General features: G+C 62.1%; 16 protein-coding genes and 1 pseudogene. 1 reads left to right on the top strand and 16 read right to left on the bottom strand.

The window, feature by feature from the left end; all coding sequences use genetic code 11:
- Positions 1 to 14: 14 nt before the first annotated feature.
- The 6 genes and pseudogenes from HGI30_RS23735 to HGI30_RS06140 all read right to left on the bottom strand — a co-directional run.
- Positions 15 to 866, bottom strand: a pseudogene (locus HGI30_RS23735) (response regulator); the annotation flags it as partial.
- A gap of 24 nt (positions 867 to 890) precedes the next feature.
- Positions 891 to 1,739: a CheR family methyltransferase gene (locus HGI30_RS06160; RefSeq protein WP_168909756.1), complete on the bottom strand. Its 849-nt coding sequence runs from the start codon at positions 1,737 to 1,739 to the stop codon at positions 891 to 893.
- Positions 1,732 to 5,424, bottom strand: coding sequence for a response regulator (locus HGI30_RS06155; protein WP_168906840.1), 3,693 nt, complete (start codon positions 5,422 to 5,424; stop codon positions 1,732 to 1,734). The genes HGI30_RS06160 and HGI30_RS06155 overlap by 8 nt, the downstream gene beginning before the upstream one ends.
- 274 nt (positions 5,425 to 5,698) lie before the next feature.
- Complete coding sequence (locus tag HGI30_RS06150) at positions 5,699 to 6,298, bottom strand: hypothetical protein (RefSeq protein ID WP_168906839.1); 600 nt, start codon at positions 6,296 to 6,298, stop codon at positions 5,699 to 5,701.
- 116 nt (positions 6,299 to 6,414) lie between these two features.
- Complete coding sequence (locus tag HGI30_RS06145) at positions 6,415 to 7,401, bottom strand: CobW family GTP-binding protein (RefSeq protein WP_235680339.1); 987 nt, start codon at positions 7,399 to 7,401, stop codon at positions 6,415 to 6,417.
- A gap of 283 nt (positions 7,402 to 7,684) precedes the next feature.
- Positions 7,685 to 8,011 (bottom strand): YflT domain-containing protein, encoded by a 327-nt coding sequence (locus tag HGI30_RS06140; RefSeq protein ID WP_028600585.1) that lies wholly within the window; start codon positions 8,009 to 8,011, stop codon positions 7,685 to 7,687.
- Between the two features lie 267 nt (positions 8,012 to 8,278).
- Here HGI30_RS06140 and HGI30_RS06135 point away from each other — a divergent pair, with 267 nt between their 5' ends.
- Positions 8,279 to 9,451 (top strand): glucose-1-phosphate adenylyltransferase, encoded by a 1,173-nt coding sequence (locus tag HGI30_RS06135; RefSeq protein ID WP_235680338.1) that lies wholly within the window; start codon positions 8,279 to 8,281, stop codon positions 9,449 to 9,451.
- 223 nt (positions 9,452 to 9,674) lie between these two features.
- On the opposite strand, the gene cysK is transcribed toward HGI30_RS06135, so the two are convergent.
- The 10 genes from cysK to HGI30_RS06085 all read right to left on the bottom strand — a co-directional run bounded on the left by cysK (position 9,675) and on the right by HGI30_RS06085 (position 17,444).
- Positions 9,675 to 10,604 carry a cysteine synthase A gene (gene cysK, locus HGI30_RS06130; protein WP_168906838.1) on the bottom strand — a complete coding sequence of 310 codons (930 nt, stop codon included), beginning with the start codon at positions 10,602 to 10,604 and terminating at the stop codon, positions 9,675 to 9,677.
- Between the two features lie 143 nt (positions 10,605 to 10,747).
- Complete coding sequence (gene groL, locus HGI30_RS06125) at positions 10,748 to 12,376, bottom strand: chaperonin GroEL (RefSeq protein ID WP_168906837.1); 1,629 nt, start codon at positions 12,374 to 12,376, stop codon at positions 10,748 to 10,750.
- A gap of 80 nt (positions 12,377 to 12,456) precedes the next feature.
- Positions 12,457 to 12,738 (bottom strand): co-chaperone GroES, encoded by a 282-nt coding sequence (groES, locus tag HGI30_RS06120; protein WP_168906836.1) that lies wholly within the window; start codon positions 12,736 to 12,738, stop codon positions 12,457 to 12,459.
- Positions 12,739 to 12,940: 202 nt separating this feature from the next.
- Entirely contained in the window at positions 12,941 to 13,216 is a 276-nt protein-coding gene (locus tag HGI30_RS06115; protein WP_168906835.1) for a hypothetical protein, read from the bottom strand.
- 303 nt (positions 13,217 to 13,519) lie between these two features.
- Positions 13,520 to 14,338 (bottom strand): twin-arginine translocase subunit TatC, encoded by an 819-nt coding sequence (gene tatC, locus HGI30_RS06110; protein WP_235680337.1) that lies wholly within the window; start codon positions 14,336 to 14,338, stop codon positions 13,520 to 13,522.
- A 125-nt stretch (positions 14,339 to 14,463) separates the two neighbouring features.
- Positions 14,464 to 14,721 (bottom strand): twin-arginine translocase TatA/TatE family subunit, encoded by a 258-nt coding sequence (locus tag HGI30_RS06105; protein WP_168906834.1) that lies wholly within the window; start codon positions 14,719 to 14,721, stop codon positions 14,464 to 14,466.
- 64 nt (positions 14,722 to 14,785) lie between these two features.
- Complete coding sequence (locus tag HGI30_RS06100; protein ID WP_168906833.1) at positions 14,786 to 15,799, bottom strand: molybdopterin-binding protein; 1,014 nt, start codon at positions 15,797 to 15,799, stop codon at positions 14,786 to 14,788.
- Positions 15,796 to 16,290 (bottom strand): MogA/MoaB family molybdenum cofactor biosynthesis protein, encoded by a 495-nt coding sequence (locus HGI30_RS06095; RefSeq protein ID WP_168906832.1) that lies wholly within the window; start codon positions 16,288 to 16,290, stop codon positions 15,796 to 15,798. The genes HGI30_RS06100 and HGI30_RS06095 overlap by 4 nt, the downstream gene beginning before the upstream one ends.
- Before the next feature lie 18 nt (positions 16,291 to 16,308).
- Positions 16,309 to 16,818, bottom strand: coding sequence for a cyclic pyranopterin monophosphate synthase MoaC (moaC, locus tag HGI30_RS06090; protein ID WP_168906831.1), 510 nt, complete (start codon positions 16,816 to 16,818; stop codon positions 16,309 to 16,311).
- Positions 16,815 to 17,444, bottom strand: coding sequence for a 5-formyltetrahydrofolate cyclo-ligase (locus tag HGI30_RS06085; RefSeq protein WP_168906830.1), 630 nt, complete (start codon positions 17,442 to 17,444; stop codon positions 16,815 to 16,817). The genes moaC and HGI30_RS06085 overlap by 4 nt, the downstream gene beginning before the upstream one ends.
- Positions 17,445 to 17,479: the final 35 nt, after the last annotated feature.

Raw genomic sequence — 17,479 nt, 5'->3', positions numbered from 1 at the left:
AGCAGCTCGCGCTCGGTCTTCTTGCGCTCGGTGATGTCGCTGACCGTGCAGGCGTAGATGAGCTCGTCGTCGACATGCGTGCTGCCGAGCTTGATCTCGGCATGGAAGCGGCTGCCGTCCTTGCGAAGGGGCATCACCTCGATGAGGCGTCCCGACGAGACGCCCTCGGCTGTCTGCTCCGTCATCCCCTCGGGCTGTGCCAGGCACAGCTCGGGGACGAGCTCATGGATATGACGGCCGATGACCTCTTTCTCGGCATAGCTGAACATCGGCAGGATCGACGGATTGACGGTCAGAATGATGCCGCCTTCGTCGAACGTAATCATCGTATCCATCGACGTGCTGCTGATGACGCTCTTGATCGCTTCCGCCTTGGTCAGCTGATACGCCGTGCGCATCAGCTCCTTGTTCATCCGCTCCAGCTCCTGCGTCTGCTGCTGCAGGAGGATTTTTTGCTGCTGGAGCTTCTTGTTGCTCACGTACATCCCGACGAATCCTTCGATTTTCGAGCGGAAAATCTGAGGCACGAACGGCTTGAGCATATAATCGATCGCGCCGACCGCATATCCGGTGAACAGATGCTGCGATTCCTTGCTCGTCGCGGAGACGAAGATGATGGGAATCTCCTTCGTCTTCTCCCTCGACTTGATCATGCGCGCCGTCTCGAAGCCGTCCATGCCGGGCATCTGAACGTCCATGACGATGACGGCGAAGTCGTCCTTGAGCAGCGCGCGCAGCGCCTCCTCGCCCGACAAGCATTTCACGAGATTGTAGTCCAGATCGGACAGCACCGCCTCGATCGCGAGCAGGTTCTCCGGATAATCGTCGACGAGCAGGATATTGATCGGTCCGTCATAAGAGATCATGGTTCCCCCCCTCTCTCAGCTCGGCTACTTGATCTTTCGGTAAATCCGGTTCACGAGGTCCAGGTCGTCGAATTTGTCGGCATGCCGGGTAAAGTTGATCGACTCCTTGGTGCCCAGCATCAGCACGCCGAACATGCTGAGGCTGTCGTACAAGAGGCCATGCACGTGATTCTGCAGGTCCTTGTTGAAGTAGATCATCACGTTGCGGCAAAGGATGACGTGGAACTCGTTGAACGAACCGTCCGTGACCAGGTTATGCTGGGCAAAGACGATATTTTTCTTCAGGAAGCTCTGGAAGATGACGGACTCGTACCGGGCCGAGTAATAGTCCGAGAACGATTCCTTGCCGCCTCCGTCCTGGTAATTGCGCGTGTACTGCTGCATCCGCTCGATCGGAAAGACGCCCTGACGGGCGACATCGAGCACGGTAGCGCTCATGTCCGTCGCATAGATGCGGGTTTTTTCGAGCAGCCCCTCCTCATGGAGGAGGATCGCCATGGAATAGACCTCTTCGCCCGTCGAGCAGCCGGCATGCCAGATGCGGATGAACGGATAGGTCTTGAGCAGCGGCACGACATTCTGGCGGAACGAGCGGAACACCTCCGGGTCCCGGAACATCTCCGTGACGTGGATCGTCAGGTCGGACAGCAGCCTTTCCATGCAGCTGCGGTCATGGATCATCCTGTCGGTCAGCGAGCTGACCGTGGGCAGCCGCTCGGCATGGACGCGGTGCCAGATCCTGCGCCGGATCGAAGCATAGGCATAATTGCGGAAATCATACCCGTACAGCCGGAACATCGCCTCCAGCAGCAGCTCGATCTCGACTTGTTCCCTCTCGTCCGCCTCGCTTGGACGAAGCTTGCTGTTATTTATACAACCACACCCTCATTAATGAAAGCAGCTGGTCGACGTTCACCGGCTTGGCGATGTAGTCGCTGGCCCCTGCCTCAATGCATTTGTCGCGATCGCCCTTCATCGCCTTGGCGGTGACCGCGATGATCGGAAGCTTGTCGAAGCGGCTGTCCGCTCGAAGCAGCCTCATCGCCTCGTAGCCGTCCATTTCCGGCATCATGATATCCATCAGCACCAGATCGAGATCCGGATTCTTCTCGATCTGATCGATCGCCTCCCGGCCGTTCTCCGCGTAGATGATGTTCATCTTGTAGCCCTCCAGCACGTTGGAGAGAGCGAATACGTTGCGGATGTCGTCGTCGACGATCAGAACGTTGCGGTCTTCGAAGATCGTCTCGACGCTGTGCAGCTTGCGCAGCACGCTCCGCTTGTCTTCCGGCAGATCGGCCTCGACGCGGTGCAGGAACAGCGTCGTCTCGTCGAGCAGGCGCTCCGGAGACTTGACGTCCTTGACGATGATCGTCTCGGCGTATTTCTTGAGCATCATCTCTTCCCGCTTGTCGAGCTCGCGGCCCGTGTAGATGATGATCGGCAGGTCATGGAGCTCTTCGTTGCTCCGGATCTGGTCCAGCAGCTCGAAGCCGCTGATGTCCGGCAGCCCGAGGTCGAGCACCATGCAGTCGTAGCGATGCTCGGTCAGCTCGCGCAGCGCATCCTTGCCCGAGGAGACGCCCGTGATGACCAGGTCGTCATGGCCGATCAGCTCCTCGATCGCGAGCCGCTGCGCCTCGTCGTCCTCGACGATGAGCAGCCGTTTGAGGTTCCTCTCCAGGAACAGTCCGATCTGCGTGAACAGGTTGTCGAGATGCTCCTTGCTGACCGGCTTTTTGAGATAGGCGATCGCGCCGAGCGACAGGCCCTGCTGGACCTCGTCGATGACGGAGATCAGATGCACCGGGATATGACGGGTATCGGCATCGTTCTTGAGATGATGGAGGACGGACCAGCCGTCCATGACCGGCATCTGGATATCGAGCAGGATCGCGTCCGGCACATACGTCCTCGCCAGGGACAGGCCCTTGTCTCCCTGCCCGGCGACGATCGCCTTGAAGCCGCGCGAGCGGGCGATGTCGACGAGCACCTTGGCGAAGGCGACGTCATCCTCGACGATGAGCACGACCTTGTCGCCTTCTTCCAGGTTCATCAGATCGTCCTCGACCTCCTGCGGCACCCGGACCGGCTCGTCAGCCTGCCTGCGAGGAGCAGGCGCGAAGGCCGGCTTTGCCGGCGCCAGCGCGGCTGCCGCTTCGTTCATGCTTCCGAAGCCTGCTCCCGAGACGAGCTCGCTCGGCTCCGCCTGGCCTTTGGCGATGTGGAACTCGGGCAACGTCAGGACGAAGGAGCTGCCTTCGCCCGGCTTGCTGGTCAGCCTCACTTCGCCGCCGAGCAGCTTGGCGAGATCGCGGCTGATCGCAAGGCCTAGGCCTGTGCCGCCGTACTTGCGGCTCGTCGTGCCGTCGACCTGCTGGAACGCCTCGAAGATGATCGCCTGCTTCTCCTCCGGAATGCCGATGCCCGTATCGCGGACCTCGAAGGAAATCCATTCGCCCTCGGCCTGCTCTGGAACCTCCGCCTCGGCGGCCTTGCGCACGTGCAGGCTGACCGAGCCCTGGCTCGTGAACTTGAACGCGTTGGAAAGCAGGTTGCGGAGGATCTGCTTGACGCGATGGCTGTCGGTGAACAGCTCGGTCGGCACGTCCTCGTCGATCTTCGTCCCGAACTCGAGATCCTTTTGCGCGCTCAGCGGCTGGAAGCTGCGCAGCGCATACTGCTCCAGGTCGCGGATCGGAACATGCTCGATGACGACATCCATCTTGCCTGCGCCGATCTTGGACAGGTCCAGAATTTCGTCGATCAGCTTGAGCAGATCGGAGCCCGATCCATGGATCGTCGTCGCGAACTCCACCTGCTTCTTCGTCAGGTTGCCCTCCTTGTTGTCCGACAGCATCTGCGACAGGATAAGCAAGCTGTTGAGCGGAGTCCGGAGCTCATGCGACATGTTGGCGAGGAACTCCGACTTGTACTTGGAGGCGAGGCCCAGCTGGATGGTCTGCTTTTCGAGCGCGTCGCGCGTCTGCTCGATCTGCTGGCTGCGCTTCTGCGTCTCCTTCATCTGAAGCTCCAGCATATGCGTCTTCTGGAGCAGCTCCTCGTTCGTCTGCTCCAGCTCTTCCTGCTGCGACTGCAGCTTCTCCTCCGAAGACTTGAGCGCCCTCGTCTGGTCCTCGAGGCGCTCGTTGGAGCTGCGCAGCTCTTCCTGCTGGCTGATGAGCTCCTCGGACTGCGACTGCAGCTCCTCGCTCATCGTCTGCGACTCGCGCAGCAGCTCCTCGATGCGGATACGGCCGAACAGGTTGTGAAGCACCATGCCGGCCGACTCGCCGACCTGCTGCAGCAGGTCCAGATGGATCGGAGTGAAGGCTTGGAGCGTCCCGAGCTCGAGAACGCCGATGACCTTGTTCTGATAGTGAAGCGGCAGAATATGCAGTTCCCGAACGGCCGACTCGCCGATAGCCGAGGACACCTTGAGGTAGTCGTTCGGCACCTCGGTCAAATGCACGGCGCGGCCATCGGCCGCTGCCTGGCCGGTCAAGCCTTCGTTCAGGCGGACGACGGAGCGCATGCGCCCGCCCTCCATGCCGGCGTAGCTGCCGCGCAGCGTCAGCGTCTGGCCTTCGCCCATGTGGTCGCGCACGTAGAACGCCGCGTACGTCGCGCCTGTGAGCGGCGCGATCAGCTCCGCCAGCTTGCTCGACAGGCGGTCCAGATCGGTGATGCCCTGAGCTTCGACGGTGACGTTGGCGAGGTTCGTCTTGAGCCAGGTCTGCTCCTGCATGTTCTGGTTGTAGATTCTCTCCGCCTCGGTCTTTTCATCCAGGTCGTCGGCAAGGGCGATGAAGGCATCCGTCACTTCCTTGAACTCGCCCTCCTGCTTCTGCGCCAACCGGCGGGATTCCGCCGTCGAGCCTCCTTCGGCGAAGCCTGCGATCATCAGCGACAGGCCGCGGAAGCCGCGGCCGAGCGACTTCGTATTCCAAGCCATGATGAACGCACCTGCCAGCACGCCCGCCACCGTCAAGGCGACCATGATGTTCGTCGTCGCCTCGTTGTCCGCTCGCGTCTGCTCGACGAGCTGCGTCAAGGCGTTGCGGTGATAGCTCGACAGCTTGTCGGTATCGGCGACCAGCGATTCCTGGAACGACAATCCTTGCGCTTCGCGCAGCGCGACGGCATCCGCGCCCTTGCCCGAGCTCACGAGCGATAGAGCCTGATCGACATAGCCGAAGAAGTCGGCCGCCGAGCTCGAAATCTCCTCCATCATGCTCAGCTCGGATTCGCTTACGGAAAGCAGCCGAAGCCGCTCGATGCCCTCCAGCACGTTCTTGCGCGTCGTCTCGATGTTCGCGCGGTTTTTCTCGACCGTCTCCGCCGTCGGGACGGTCAGCACGTTGACCATGTATTTGGCCACGTTATTGGTATTGCCCCGCATGTCCGTCGCGATGTAGACCTTCGTATAGCGGTCGTCGTAAATTTCGTTGAGCTGCTCGCTCATGTTGTACAGGTTCCGTACGCCTGCGACGCTGAGGATGATGATGATCGCCAACAGCAGGGAGAAGCCGATTTGAACTTTCGTCCGGATTTTCATGTAGGTGCTCACCGATTCCCCTCTATAGGATGACTATCTTTCTGGATGAAGATAGCTTACTTCTATTCTCTCTCACTCTATTTCTCAACATCTATTTTACAGGAGCGGGAAAACGATCGTCACCCCGAATCTGCAACAAAATGATGGCATCTCATCCAAGTACGCACGAAGCGGCCGCAACCTCCAGAGGCAGCGACCGTATTCTTCGAAATTCAGCTATGAAATTGACTTACCCTCTCGAGCCGAGCTTGAAACAGAAGAATCGACATTTATTTCACTCCGTGGACGAGGACCAGAAGAAATCGATGGAAACGAGCTCTCCGCTGCGGGAATCAAGGAACAGCTTGGCCGCGAAGCCGCGCTCGTCGACATAGCCGACGCCGTCGTCCGCCGTGAACATCGGCTCTCCGAACACTTTCTCCCATCCCTCCACCGACACCGGCAAGCTGCCGCTCTCGAGTTGGATCGGGTCGGCTCCGACCGGCACGCTTACATACTCCACGCTGCCGCCGCTGAAGCCGACTTCCATGCCGGGATAGCTCCATGCCGTCTGTTCGGGCAGCAGCTCGTCGCGCTGCGCCGACTGCGGGATGCCGATCTCGGTCACGACCTGCTCTTTGGCGTCATAGAGGCCCACCCCGTTCACTTCGCTGAAGTCCATCTCCGTCTCGGCCGGCTCCGCAGGCTCGGAAGCCTCGAGATCCAGGTAGGCCGAGTAGGCCGGAGAGACGAGGGCGGCCGCGAGCTCATCCGGGACCGACGGTCCGGCCGCGGCCATGGGGGCAGGCGCATAAGCCGGACGCATGAGCACGCCGATCGTAACTCCTGTCATCAGCAGGCAAGCAGCGGCAACTAGGGCGACAATCCGTTTCATGCGCCTTCCTCCTCGTCGTGAAGCCATCGTCTGTAAGGCTTGATTCCTTCATTTACCACGAGATTCGAAGCGTGAAACAGAAAAAGGCGCCGGATCGGCGCCAAAGTCGGCTGCCGCTATTCCAGCCCCGCCAGCTCCCGAAGAAGCTCCTCGCGCGAGAAATGCTCCCCGATGAAAACCATCGCATCCGGAGCGGTGGAGAGCGTCGGCGTGAAGTCGGCTTCGCGGAACGCGACCTGCACCAGATACCGGCTCGGGATATCGGTGAAGGTGACGATGCCCTTGGCCCGGTAGACCGTCTCCGGCAGCCGGCGAAGCAGCCGCTCGAACGCGCGGCTGTCGAACGGCCGGTCCGGACGAAAGGTGACCGCCAGCAGGTGCTCATGCGGCTCGAGCGGCGCGGAGCCAGGTCCGGCGTCGCCGAACGGTTCGGCGGGGGCTTGCTGGAGCTTGCGGAGCTCCTCCCCGGATATCGCCCTGCCGCTCCGGTCCAGGCCGTCCAGCCAGCCGTCCGGCACGGCGGCCCGCACCGCCACCGCCAGCTTGGCGCCGCCGTTCAGCTCCCGCAGCAGCTGCTCCAGCTCGACCCGCTCCTCCGGGTGCAGCCCGTCGGCCTTGTTGAGCACCAGATGCGTCGCGCAGCGAATGCCGTCCGTCAGCAGCTTGAACGTCTTCCGGCTTCCTTTGCGAAGCTTCAATAATGCCGGACCGTCGACGACGGTGATGGCGGCTCCCAGATGAAGCGGGCGGTAGAACGAGGCTTCCATGACGTTCTCGACCAGCTCCAGCGGATTGGCCGCTCCGGTCGCTTCGACCAGGATGACATCCGGCTTGCGGTCGGCCAGCTGCAGCAGCTCCGCGGCCAGGTCCGCCTTCATCGAGCAGCAGATGCAGCCGCTCAGCAGCTCCGTCACCGGCATGTCGGCCTCCGGCAGCTCGCCGAACGAGACGTCCCCCAGCTCGTTCAGGATGACGGCAGCCAGCTTGCCCTGCTGTCGGTACCGCTCGGCCAAGCGGGCGAGCAGCGTCGTCTTGCCGCTTCCCAAAAAGCCCCCCAGCAGGACGACCGGTATCGACGGGGCGCTTGCGGGCATGTGATCCATATCTATCAACCTCCCGATTCCGCTGTTTCCATCTCATCAGTATACCTGCGGAAAGCCGGAGAAGCCATCCATACGCCGGGCGAACGGCGAAGGGAAAAATGTTCATGTCAGATAAAGGGAATATATCTATCGATAGGGAATCTTTACATTTAGGATAACCGATCTGCGAGATCGGAATAATTAATCCTCTTAAAGAAGCGGAAGAAGGGAGGAAGATAAGCGAAAGCGGGGATGGAAAAGCCCCGGAAAGAGCTGCGCTCTCCGGGGCCGAGATTTCGATCATTCAGTGGGTTTTGGCGATGACGAGGATTTTGCCCTGGTCGAGCACTTCCTCGTACCGCTCCGCTTCGAGGTCCGTCAAGCCGACGGACTCCAGCTTCGAGCGAAGCTCGTCTCCGCGGGAGCGGAACATGTTGGCCATGGAGTCGAAGACGCCTTCCTCGGACATGCCGATCTTGTTCGCATCGGAATTTTCGACCAGCCGATCCGTCTGGTCCTTGTCGTGGGCCAGAACATAAATCTCGTCCCGTCCGTAACCGCGACGGTTCAGCTCACGTACGGCCGACATCGCGTCCGTGCCGTTCTCGACGACTTGAATGCTTGGTTTCATGGAAAATCCCTCCAGTTGGATGTAGTCGGTCTTATCGGGAAGCCGCCAGCGGGCGGCCTGTCCTCAGCCTAGGCTATCTCTACCCTGGCTTTGCGGCCCATGAAACATTCGGGCCCTTTCCACATGGTTCCATCTGCTCCCAGAGCCGGCCCTTGATCGCCTGACCGCAAGGCTCGCTTGTTTTCATCTCGGTTTCAAAGTGTTCCATGTCGTTTAGTTATTACCTAGACACGATATTCCGAGCGAAAAAATGGAGGGTACCACCTGATGATTCAATCCAACACTTGCCTAGCTATGCTTCTTGCCGGAGGCGAAGGAAAACGCCTCGCCCCTCTGACGAACCGCCTTGCCAAGCCTGCGGTTCATTTCGGAGGCCGCTACCGCATCATCGACTTCCCGCTGAGCAACTGCGTCAATTCCGGCATCAACCGGATCGGCGTGCTCTGCCAATATATGAAGCAATCGATCACGCAGCACATCGCGGACGGCCAGGCTTGGGACAACGCCCGCATCGACCTGCTCTGCTCCTCCGATGAAAAGAAGGGGTATGTCGGGACGGCAGACGCCATCTATCAACATCTCGACTTCATCGAACAGGAAAATCCGGAGCATGTGCTGATCGTCTCCGGCGACCATATCTACCAGATGGACTACACGGAAATGCTGACGTTCCACAAGCAGCGCGGCGCGGCTGCGACGATCGCGGTCAAGGAAGTGCCGTGGAGCGAGGCTTCCCGCTTCGGCATCATGAATACGAACGAGCGCCAGCAGGTGACCGAGTTCGCGGAGAAGCCGGCCGAGCCCAAAAGCAACCTCGCTTCCATGGGCGTCTACATCTTCCGCTGGGCCGATCTGAAGGAAGCGCTGCTGAAAGATGCCGATTCCACCCGCTCCTCGCACGACTTCGGCAAGGACATCATACCGCAGCTGCTCTCCGAGGGCAGCAACGTCGTCGCGTTTCCTTTCCAAGGCTATTGGAAAGATGTCGGCACGCCGGACAGCCTGTGGGAGGCCCATATGGACCTGCTGAACGGCGTCATCGACCTGAACCGTCCGGAATGGCCGATGTACACGCCGTCCCTGGACCTGAGCCCTGCCGTCTATGTCGAAGGGCGCGGCGAAGTGTCCAACTCGATCGTGCAGCGCGGCTGCCGGATCCAAGGCTCGGTGGAAGGCTCGATCCTGTTCCACAGCGTCCAGATCGGCGAAGGCAGCACGATCACCGACAGCATCATCATGCCGGGAGCCCGAATCGGCCGCGGCGTGCACGTGCACCGTGCGATCGTCGGCGAGGGCGCTTATGTGGCCGACGGCTCGACGATCGAGGGCACGGGCGAGTCGCTCACGGTGCTCGGAGCCGGCGAGTTCCGCTACAGCCGCTCCCCGCTTCGCCGCCTGCGTCCTGCCATGGCGTTGGACGAGGTCCGTACCGGCTCGTAAGAGAAGCGGGTTCGGGCTGAGGGTACCGGCAGGAGCGGCCATCGGGAGCCTGTCCGAGCCGGGAGCCGCTGCGGGGACGGCACCTCTTTTCGATTCACGCAATGCCCATATATGCACCAACGGGACGAAACGGAGCCTTGCTCCGCTTCGTCCCGTTTGCGTTTTATCCGACAGCGCCTAGAGCCGATTGCGTCTCGGCTCGCGGCCGGTGCTGCCACTGCGATCACGGAGCGTCGAATACGCCCATGCTCAAGTAACGCTCGCCGCTGTCGGGAGCCATGCAGAGCACCCGCTTCCCGGGTCCGAGCCGGGCCGCTTCCCGCAGCGCCGCCCAGACGGCCGCGCCGCCGGACGGGCCGACCAGCAGTCCCTCCTCGCGCGCCAGCCGCCGGCAAGTCTCCAGCGCCTGCTCGTCCTGCGCCTGCACGATCTCGTCATAAACGGCCGTGTTGAGGATGGCCGGCACGAAGCCGGGGCTCGTGCCGACGAGCTTATGCGGTCCCGGCTGGCCGCCCGACAGCACCGGAGAGCCTGCGGGCTCGACGACGACGATGCGGAGCCCGGGCAGCCGGCGCTTCAGCTCCTCGCCGGTGCCGGTAATCGTGCCTCCGGTGCCGGCCGTCGCCACGAAGGCGTCCAGCCGGCCGTCCATCTGCTCCCAGATTTCGGCCGCTGTCGTCGTCCGGTGCGCGTCTGGGTTGGCGGGGTTTTCGAATTGCTGCGGGATGAAGCTGCCCGGGATGCCGGCGGCCAGCTCCTCCGCCTTGCGGATCGTGCCCGGCATCCGTTCGGCGGCAGGCGTGAGCACGACCTCGGCGCCGTAAGCGCGCAGGATGCCGATCCGCTCCTTGGTCGCGTTGTCCGGCATGACGAGAATCGCGCGATAGCCGCGCGCCGCCGCGTTCATCGCGAGTCCGATGCCGGTGTTGCCGCTCGTCGGCTCGATGATCGTGCCGCCGGGCAGCAGCCGTCCGGACTTCTCGGCCTCCAGGATCAGATTGGCGGCGGCGCGGTCCTTTACGCTCCCGCTCGGATTAAAGCTCTCCAGCTTCACGTACACTTCGGCCATCTCTGGGCCGGCCAGACGGTTCAAGCGTACGGCCGGCGTATCCCCGATCAGCTCCGTGACGGAGCGGACGATTCTAGGCGGCATGGTCAGCCCCTCCTCTTTCTTTTGCGATATGCCCATGGTAAAGGAAGAGGAGGCCGGAATCAACCGGCCTCCCCTCAAAGGAAAAACGGGACCCCGAAAGGTCCCGTTTCTTCGTTACTCCATCAGGCTTGTGGGCCTGATTCTTACATCATGCCACCCATGCCGCCCATTCCGCCCATGTCAGGCATAGCCGGCTTATCCTTCTCCGGCTTGTCGACGACGACCGCTTCGGTCGTCAGGACGACAGCCGCTACGGATGCAGCGTTCTGCAGCGCGGAGCGCGTCACCTTCGTCGGATCGACGATGCCCGCTTCGAACATGTTGACCCAGTCGCCGGTAGCGGCGTTGTAGCCGATGCCGACCGCTTCCTTCTTGAGGCGCTCGACGATGACGGAGCCCTCTACGCCCGCGTTGGTCGCGATCGTGCGGACCGGCTCTTCCAGAGCGCGCAGGATGATGTTCACGCCGGTCTTCTCTTCGCCGGTCACGTTCAGCGCTGCAACAGCGCCGTAGACGTTGACGAGAGCCGTGCCGCCGCCGGATACGATGCCTTCCTCAACGGCAGCGCGCGTGGAGTTCAGAGCGTCCTCGATGCGCAGCTTGCGCTCTTTGAGCTCGGTTTCCGTCGCAGCGCCGACCTTGATGACGGCTACGCCGCCGGACAGCTTCGCCAGACGCTCTTGCAGCTTCTCGCGGTCGAAGTCGGACGTCGTGTCTTCGAGCTGAGCGCGGATCTGCTTGACGCGAACGTCGATGTCCGTCTTTTCGCCGGCACCGTCGACGATGATCGTGTTTTCCTTGGTGACGCGGATCTGGCGAGCGGAGCCGAGCTGCTCGACCGTCGTGGACTTGAGATCCAGGCCGAGTTCCTCGGTGATGACTTGGCCGCCCGTCAGAGCGGCGATGTCGCCCAGCATCGCCTTGCGGCGGTCGCCGAAGCCAGGAGCCTTGACCGCGACGCACGTGAACGTGCCGCGCAGGCGGTTGACGATCAGCGTCGCTTGCGCTTCGCCTTCTACGTCTTCCGCGATAATCAGCAGCTGCTTGCCGGATTGAACGACCTTCTCAAGCACCGGCAGGATCTCCTGGATGTTGGAAATCTTCTTGTCGGTGATGAGGATGTACGGGTTGTCGAGCACGGCTTCCATCTTGTCCGTATCGGTAATCATGTACGGGGAGACGTAGCCGCGGTCGAACTGCATGCCCTCAACGACTTCAAGCTCGGTGTAGAAGCCTTTGGACTCCTCGACCGTGATGACGCCGTCGTTGCCGACCTTCTGCATCGCCTCGGCGATCAGCTGGCCGACTTCCTCGTCGCCGGAGGAGATCGCAGCGACTTGAGCGATCGACTGCTGGCCTTCGATCGGCTTGGAGATGTTTTTCAGCTCTTCCACGGCCGCGCGCACGGCTTTTTCGATGCCTTTGCGCAGGACGATCGGGTTCGCGCCCGCCGTCACGTTTTTCAGGCCTTCGCGGATGATCGCCTGAGCGAGCACCGTCGCGGTCGTCGTGCCGTCGCCGGCGACGTCGTTCGTCTTGGTCGCGACTTCCTTGACCAGCTGGGCGCCTGCATTTTCGAACGGGTCTTCCAGCTCGATCTCCTTCGCGATGGATACCCCGTCATTCGTGATGAGCGGGCTGCCGAATTTCTTCTCCAGAACGACGTTGCGGCCTTTCGGTCCGAGCGTCACCTTTACTGCGTTCGCCAGAGCGTCGACCCCGCGCAGCATGCCGCGGCGAGCGTCTTCGCTGAACTTGATTTCTTTTGCCATCGTACGTTACCTCCCGAGTTCATGATTTGGGCCATGCCCTAAGTATGAAAGCCTCTATAGCGCCGGCTGGCTGCTGCAGCTTAGCCGAAAATCGCGTGGATGTCGCTTTCTTTCATAATCAAATAGTCTTTGCCTTCGTACTTGATCTCCGTTCCTGCATACTTGGAGAAAAGAACGCGGTCGCCGACCTTCACTTCCAGCTCGACGCGAACGCCGTCCTTCAGCGCTCCGCTGCCTACAGCTACGATCTTGCCTTCTTGCGGCTTCTCTTTCGCCGTGTCGGGCAGCACGATGCCGCTCGCAGTCGTCTCTTCCTTGGCGATCGGTTCAACCAATACGCGTTCACCCAAAGGTCTGATCATGAAAAAATAGCCTCCTTAATCGAAATTTGTCTCTTTTTATTAGCACTCAAGGGACGTCAGTGCTAATAACCTTTTTTATCATACTCAAACTGCCGGACAATTTCAAGAGGGGCGCCTCGTTGTTCGAGAGAACTTTACATGGACATGCGGCCGTGCGAAGGCATAAAAAAAGAAGCCGCGATGCCGCGGCTTCTTGCTGGAATCAGGAGCGATCTTCCGCACGGTCCTCCAGCTGCTCGAGCTTATGGGACAACAGGTGCAGGGCTGCTCCGGACGTATAGATGAACACGCTGCCGATGAGGAATCCGATGCCGACCATCAGCGTCATGTTCGTATCGCTAAAGTGGGTGATGTTCCAAAGGGAGGTCACGACTCCGATCAGCAAGCAGGTCCAAGCCATCAGGTTCATGAATTGGAAGAGGCGATCGACCGCGTTCTTCGTTTGCTGCACCGGCTTCACGGACATCATTTTAGCCATGCTTGTCACATCCCGTTCAAGATTGTAAGTGGTTTCTTGAGTCCACTATACCACAGCTGAGAAACGATGTTCAAACTTTTTTCACATTTTCATCATATCTATGTCACGAATTTGCCGTTGATGCGCCTTTTTTACCTTTAACCGGAGCTTGACTCCCTCAATCTCAAGCTTTATTCTTCCCCCTTTGTGTCGGTTTCATGAAAAAAGCCCCGTCCACCGGAAGTCCGGTGGACGGGGCCAAGGCCAACTGCTTCGGCAGCGCCGATCAAGCTGCTTGCGCGGCGCTTGCGGCGAGCCTGCGGGCTATTCGCTCAGCGCCGCCGATTCGTAGCGGCTGTCGAATTCGGCATCCTTGAGGAGCTGCTTGCGATGGATGCGAGCGCACATCAGGATGCTTACCTCGTACAAGAGGATCAGAGGGATCGCGACGAGCAGGTCGGAGACGACATCCGGCGGCGTCACGACGACGCCGATGACGACCATGCCGAAGTAGGCGACCCGGCGCATCTTGCGCAGTCCGGCCGGCGTCAGGATCCGGATGGCCGTCAGGAACATGAACAGCACCGGCATCTCGAACAGCAGCGAGATCGGCACGACGATGTTCACGAGGAACGTCAGGTACTGCACGATGCCGTACGTCTCCTCCAGCCCGAGGCTGCGGGAGATCTCCGACGTGAAATGGAACGCCATCGGAAAGACGACGAAGTAGGAAAAGCCGATTCCGATCAGCAGCATCAGCAGCGCGAACGGCACGTAGCGGAGCGCGGCCGTCTGCTCATGCTTGCGCAGCGCCGGCTTGACGAAGGCCCACAGCTGATAGAAGGCAAGCGGGACGACGGGGACGAGCGCGATGATGAAGGCGAACTTCATGTAGATGCCGATGCCGTCCCAGAGCGAGAACGTATGGAATCCTCCGATCTCGCGGGCTTGCTCGGTCGTCGTCAGATACTCGTACATCGGCTTGGCGAGAAACAGGCCGAGCACGAGGCCCGCGACCAGCACGAGCAGCACGACGAACAGGCGCTTGCGCAGCTCGCCCAAATGTTCCATCAGGGACATGAGCCCCTCCTCGCTCATCCGCTTGCGCAGCGGCGAGGATCCGTCCTGGGGACGGCTGGCCATAGGAGGTCCTCCTTATGTAGCCATGCCGGCATGCGCGAGCCTCGCGGCAGCCGGACATGGCAGGAATTCAATAAAAAAGCGGAAGCCTGCGGGCTTCCGCGCGGTGATGCGCCGGTACGGACCGCCTACTCCGGCAGCCGCCGGGCTTCGGCGCGGCCCGCTTCGGGCTGAGCGCTGTCGCTGCCGGACACTTCGATCCGGGAGGAGGACGCCTGACGCTTCGCCTGGTCGTCGTCTTCCGCCATCAGCTCGCGCGTGCCGGCCTTGAACTCCTTGAGCGTGCGGCCGAAAGCTCGGCCGAGCTCCGGCAGCTTGTTCGGTCCGAACAGCAGCAGCGCGATGACGGCCAGCAGCAGAAATCCTGTAGCTCCAATACCACCCATTGTCGGTTTCCTCCTTGAGAACGGGCCTGAACGGGCCGTTCCGCTGTCGAATGCGCGAAAGTCGTCAGCAGCCGTACAGGCCGCCGTACCCCATCGCGGTGATGTCTTCCCTGCGAATCTCCTCCCCCGCCAGCAGGCGCGGAAGAAGCACGTCGAACGAGGTGTGAGGATCATGCATGACGCAGCCGGGCAAGCCCAGCACCGGCGTCCCGCCGAGATAGCCCATGAGCAGCATGGATCCGGGCAGCATCGGCGTCCCGTAGCTGACGATGTCGGCGCCGGCCGCGCGGATCGCGCCTGGAGTCCGGTCGTCGGGGTCGACGGACATGCCTCCTGTAAGCAGTATCATATCATATTCCTTGCCTTTGTACTCCACGATCTTGCTGACGATCCGCTCCCGGTCGTCCGGGACGAGCGCCTGCTCGGCCACGGCCGAGCCAAGACGCTCCAGCTTGGCGCGCACTGCAGGACCGAAGCGGTCCTCGATGCGTCCGCTGTACACCTCGCCTCCGGTCGTGATGAGGCCGACGCGCATCGGGCGCAGCGGCTTGACCTCGATCGGCGAGCGGCCGTGCCGCTCGCGGAACCGTGCCGCGAGCGCCTCGACGCGCGATACGAGAGCCTCCTCGACGACGAGCGGGATGACGCGGGTCGCGGCTACCTGTCCGCCCGCTTCCACCAGTCGGTCGCCGAGTACGGTCGCGAGCGCGATGTCGCCGAGCGCATTGATCTCGTTCACGTACCCGGGGTCGATCTTGACCAGTCCCTGAATGGACGACTTCAGCGCCACCTTGCCCTCATGGGGACGGCCGAGCTCGATCCGCTCTCCCCGATGGGCCTCCGCCATGCGGAGGGCGGCCTCGTCCTCGTGCAGCTCGCCTGCGGCAAGCTCCATCACGTAGAGATGCGCCTTGCCGATGTCGAGCAGGGCGGGAATGTCGGCTTCCGTCACGACATGTCCCTTGACGAACGCCCGCCCCTTGAAGGAGCCGGGCACGATGCGCGTCAGGTCATGCGCGAGCCGCAGGCCGAGCGCCTGCTCGACGGGAACCTCGCGCAGCCGCGTGCGGATGGTCATGCGCCATGCTCCCCTTCCCGGCCGGAGACGATGGCGAGCGCATGGGGCAGCTGATCGATGACGGCCATGAGGCACTCGTGCACGCCCTTGGGATTGCCCGGAAGGTTGATGATGAGCGTGCGGCCCCGGATGCCGCTCACGCCGCGCGAGAGCATGGCGCGACGGGTACGGGACATCGTGCTGCTGCGCATCGTCTCGGAGATGCCGGGCACCTCGCGCTCGATCACCTTGAGCGTCGCCTCCGGGGTGATGTCGCGCGGCCCGAGGCCGGTGCCGCCCGTCGTCAGCACGAGATCGGCCTCATAGTAGCCGGTCATCTCGATCAGCGCGGCCATGATCTCGTCCTGCTCGTCCGGCACGATGCGGTAATCGACGATGCTGCCGCCCAGCTCCTCCTCGACGAGCTCGCGGATGACCTGCGCGCTCGTATCCTCCCGCTCGCCCCGCGAGCCCTTGTCGCTCGCCGTAAGAATCGCTACCTTCCAACGCATCTTCCGTTCCTCCCGTCGCTATGCCCGATCTGTGCGGCTGTAATCGCCGTTCTTGCCGCCCGTCTTGGAGACGAGCTCGGTCGGTCCGATGACCATGTCCTTCTGCATCGCCTTGCACATGTCGTATACCGTGAGCGCCGCGGCCGATACCGCCGTCAGCGCCTCCATCTCGACTCCGGTCGGCCCCTTGGTGCGGACCGCCGCCTCGATCGTCAGCGTGTCCCGGCCGTTGTCTCCGAACGAGATGTCGACGCCGCTCAGCGGCAGCGGATGGCACATCGGAATCCAGGCCGACGTATTCTTGGCGGCCATGATCCCGGCCACCTGGGCGACCGCGAGCACGTCGCCCTTGGCGATGCCGCCCGACTTGATGCGCGCCAGCGTCTCCTCCGCCATCGCGATCGACGTGCGGGCGACGGCCGCGCGCGCCGTCGTCTCCTTGTCCGAGACGTCGACCATCCGCGCGCGTCCCTGCTCGCCGAAATGGCTGAGCGGCTCCAGCGGCGATGGTTCTGTACGGTCTGTCATGATCGGCCTCCTTTCGGCGGATTCGATGTTGTCCAGATGAGCCCCTGCTCCGTAATGACCCCGTCGAGCGGCGCGTCATGCGGCTCCATCGGCACCTGCGGCACGAGCTGCGACGCGAAGCCGAGCCCGATCCACGCAGCGCCTGCTGCCGCGCGCCCTTCCGCGCGAAAGCGATCGTAATAGCCTCCGCCGTAGCCGATCCGTCCGCCGCTGCGGTCGAAGCCCGCGCCCGGAACGAATATCGCCTCCGGCGCCTCCCTTGCCGCGGCAGCCCGGCCGGGACGAGGCTCCAGGATGCCGTATGCGCCGGGAGCCAGCTCGTCCCGCGAGCGCACGGCGTGCAGCTCCAAGCGCTTCGAGCCGATGTCCGCGCGAGGCAGCAGCAGCCGCAAGCCCCGCGCCCAGCAGTACTCCAGCAGCGGCGACGTGTCCAGCTCCGAGCGGAACGAGACGAACGCCATGACGCTCCCGATGCCGGACGCCTCGATCCACTCCGCCGCCTGGCGGCACGCGAGCCGGGACGCCTCCGCCCTCTCGGCCTCGGACAAGCCGTCGCGCAGCGCCAGCAGCTGCCGGCGGAGCTCCTTCTTGGTCTCGGCGGGCTTCGCCGAACCGGATTCCATCATCGGACCCACCATTCCTGCCATAATTGTCTATAGTG

This window comes from Paenibacillus albicereus (genome assembly GCF_012676905.1).
GTDB lineage: Bacteria > Bacillota > Bacilli > Paenibacillales > Paenibacillaceae > Paenibacillus_O > Paenibacillus_O albicereus.
This window is presented reverse-complemented; position numbering and strand designations above follow the sequence as displayed.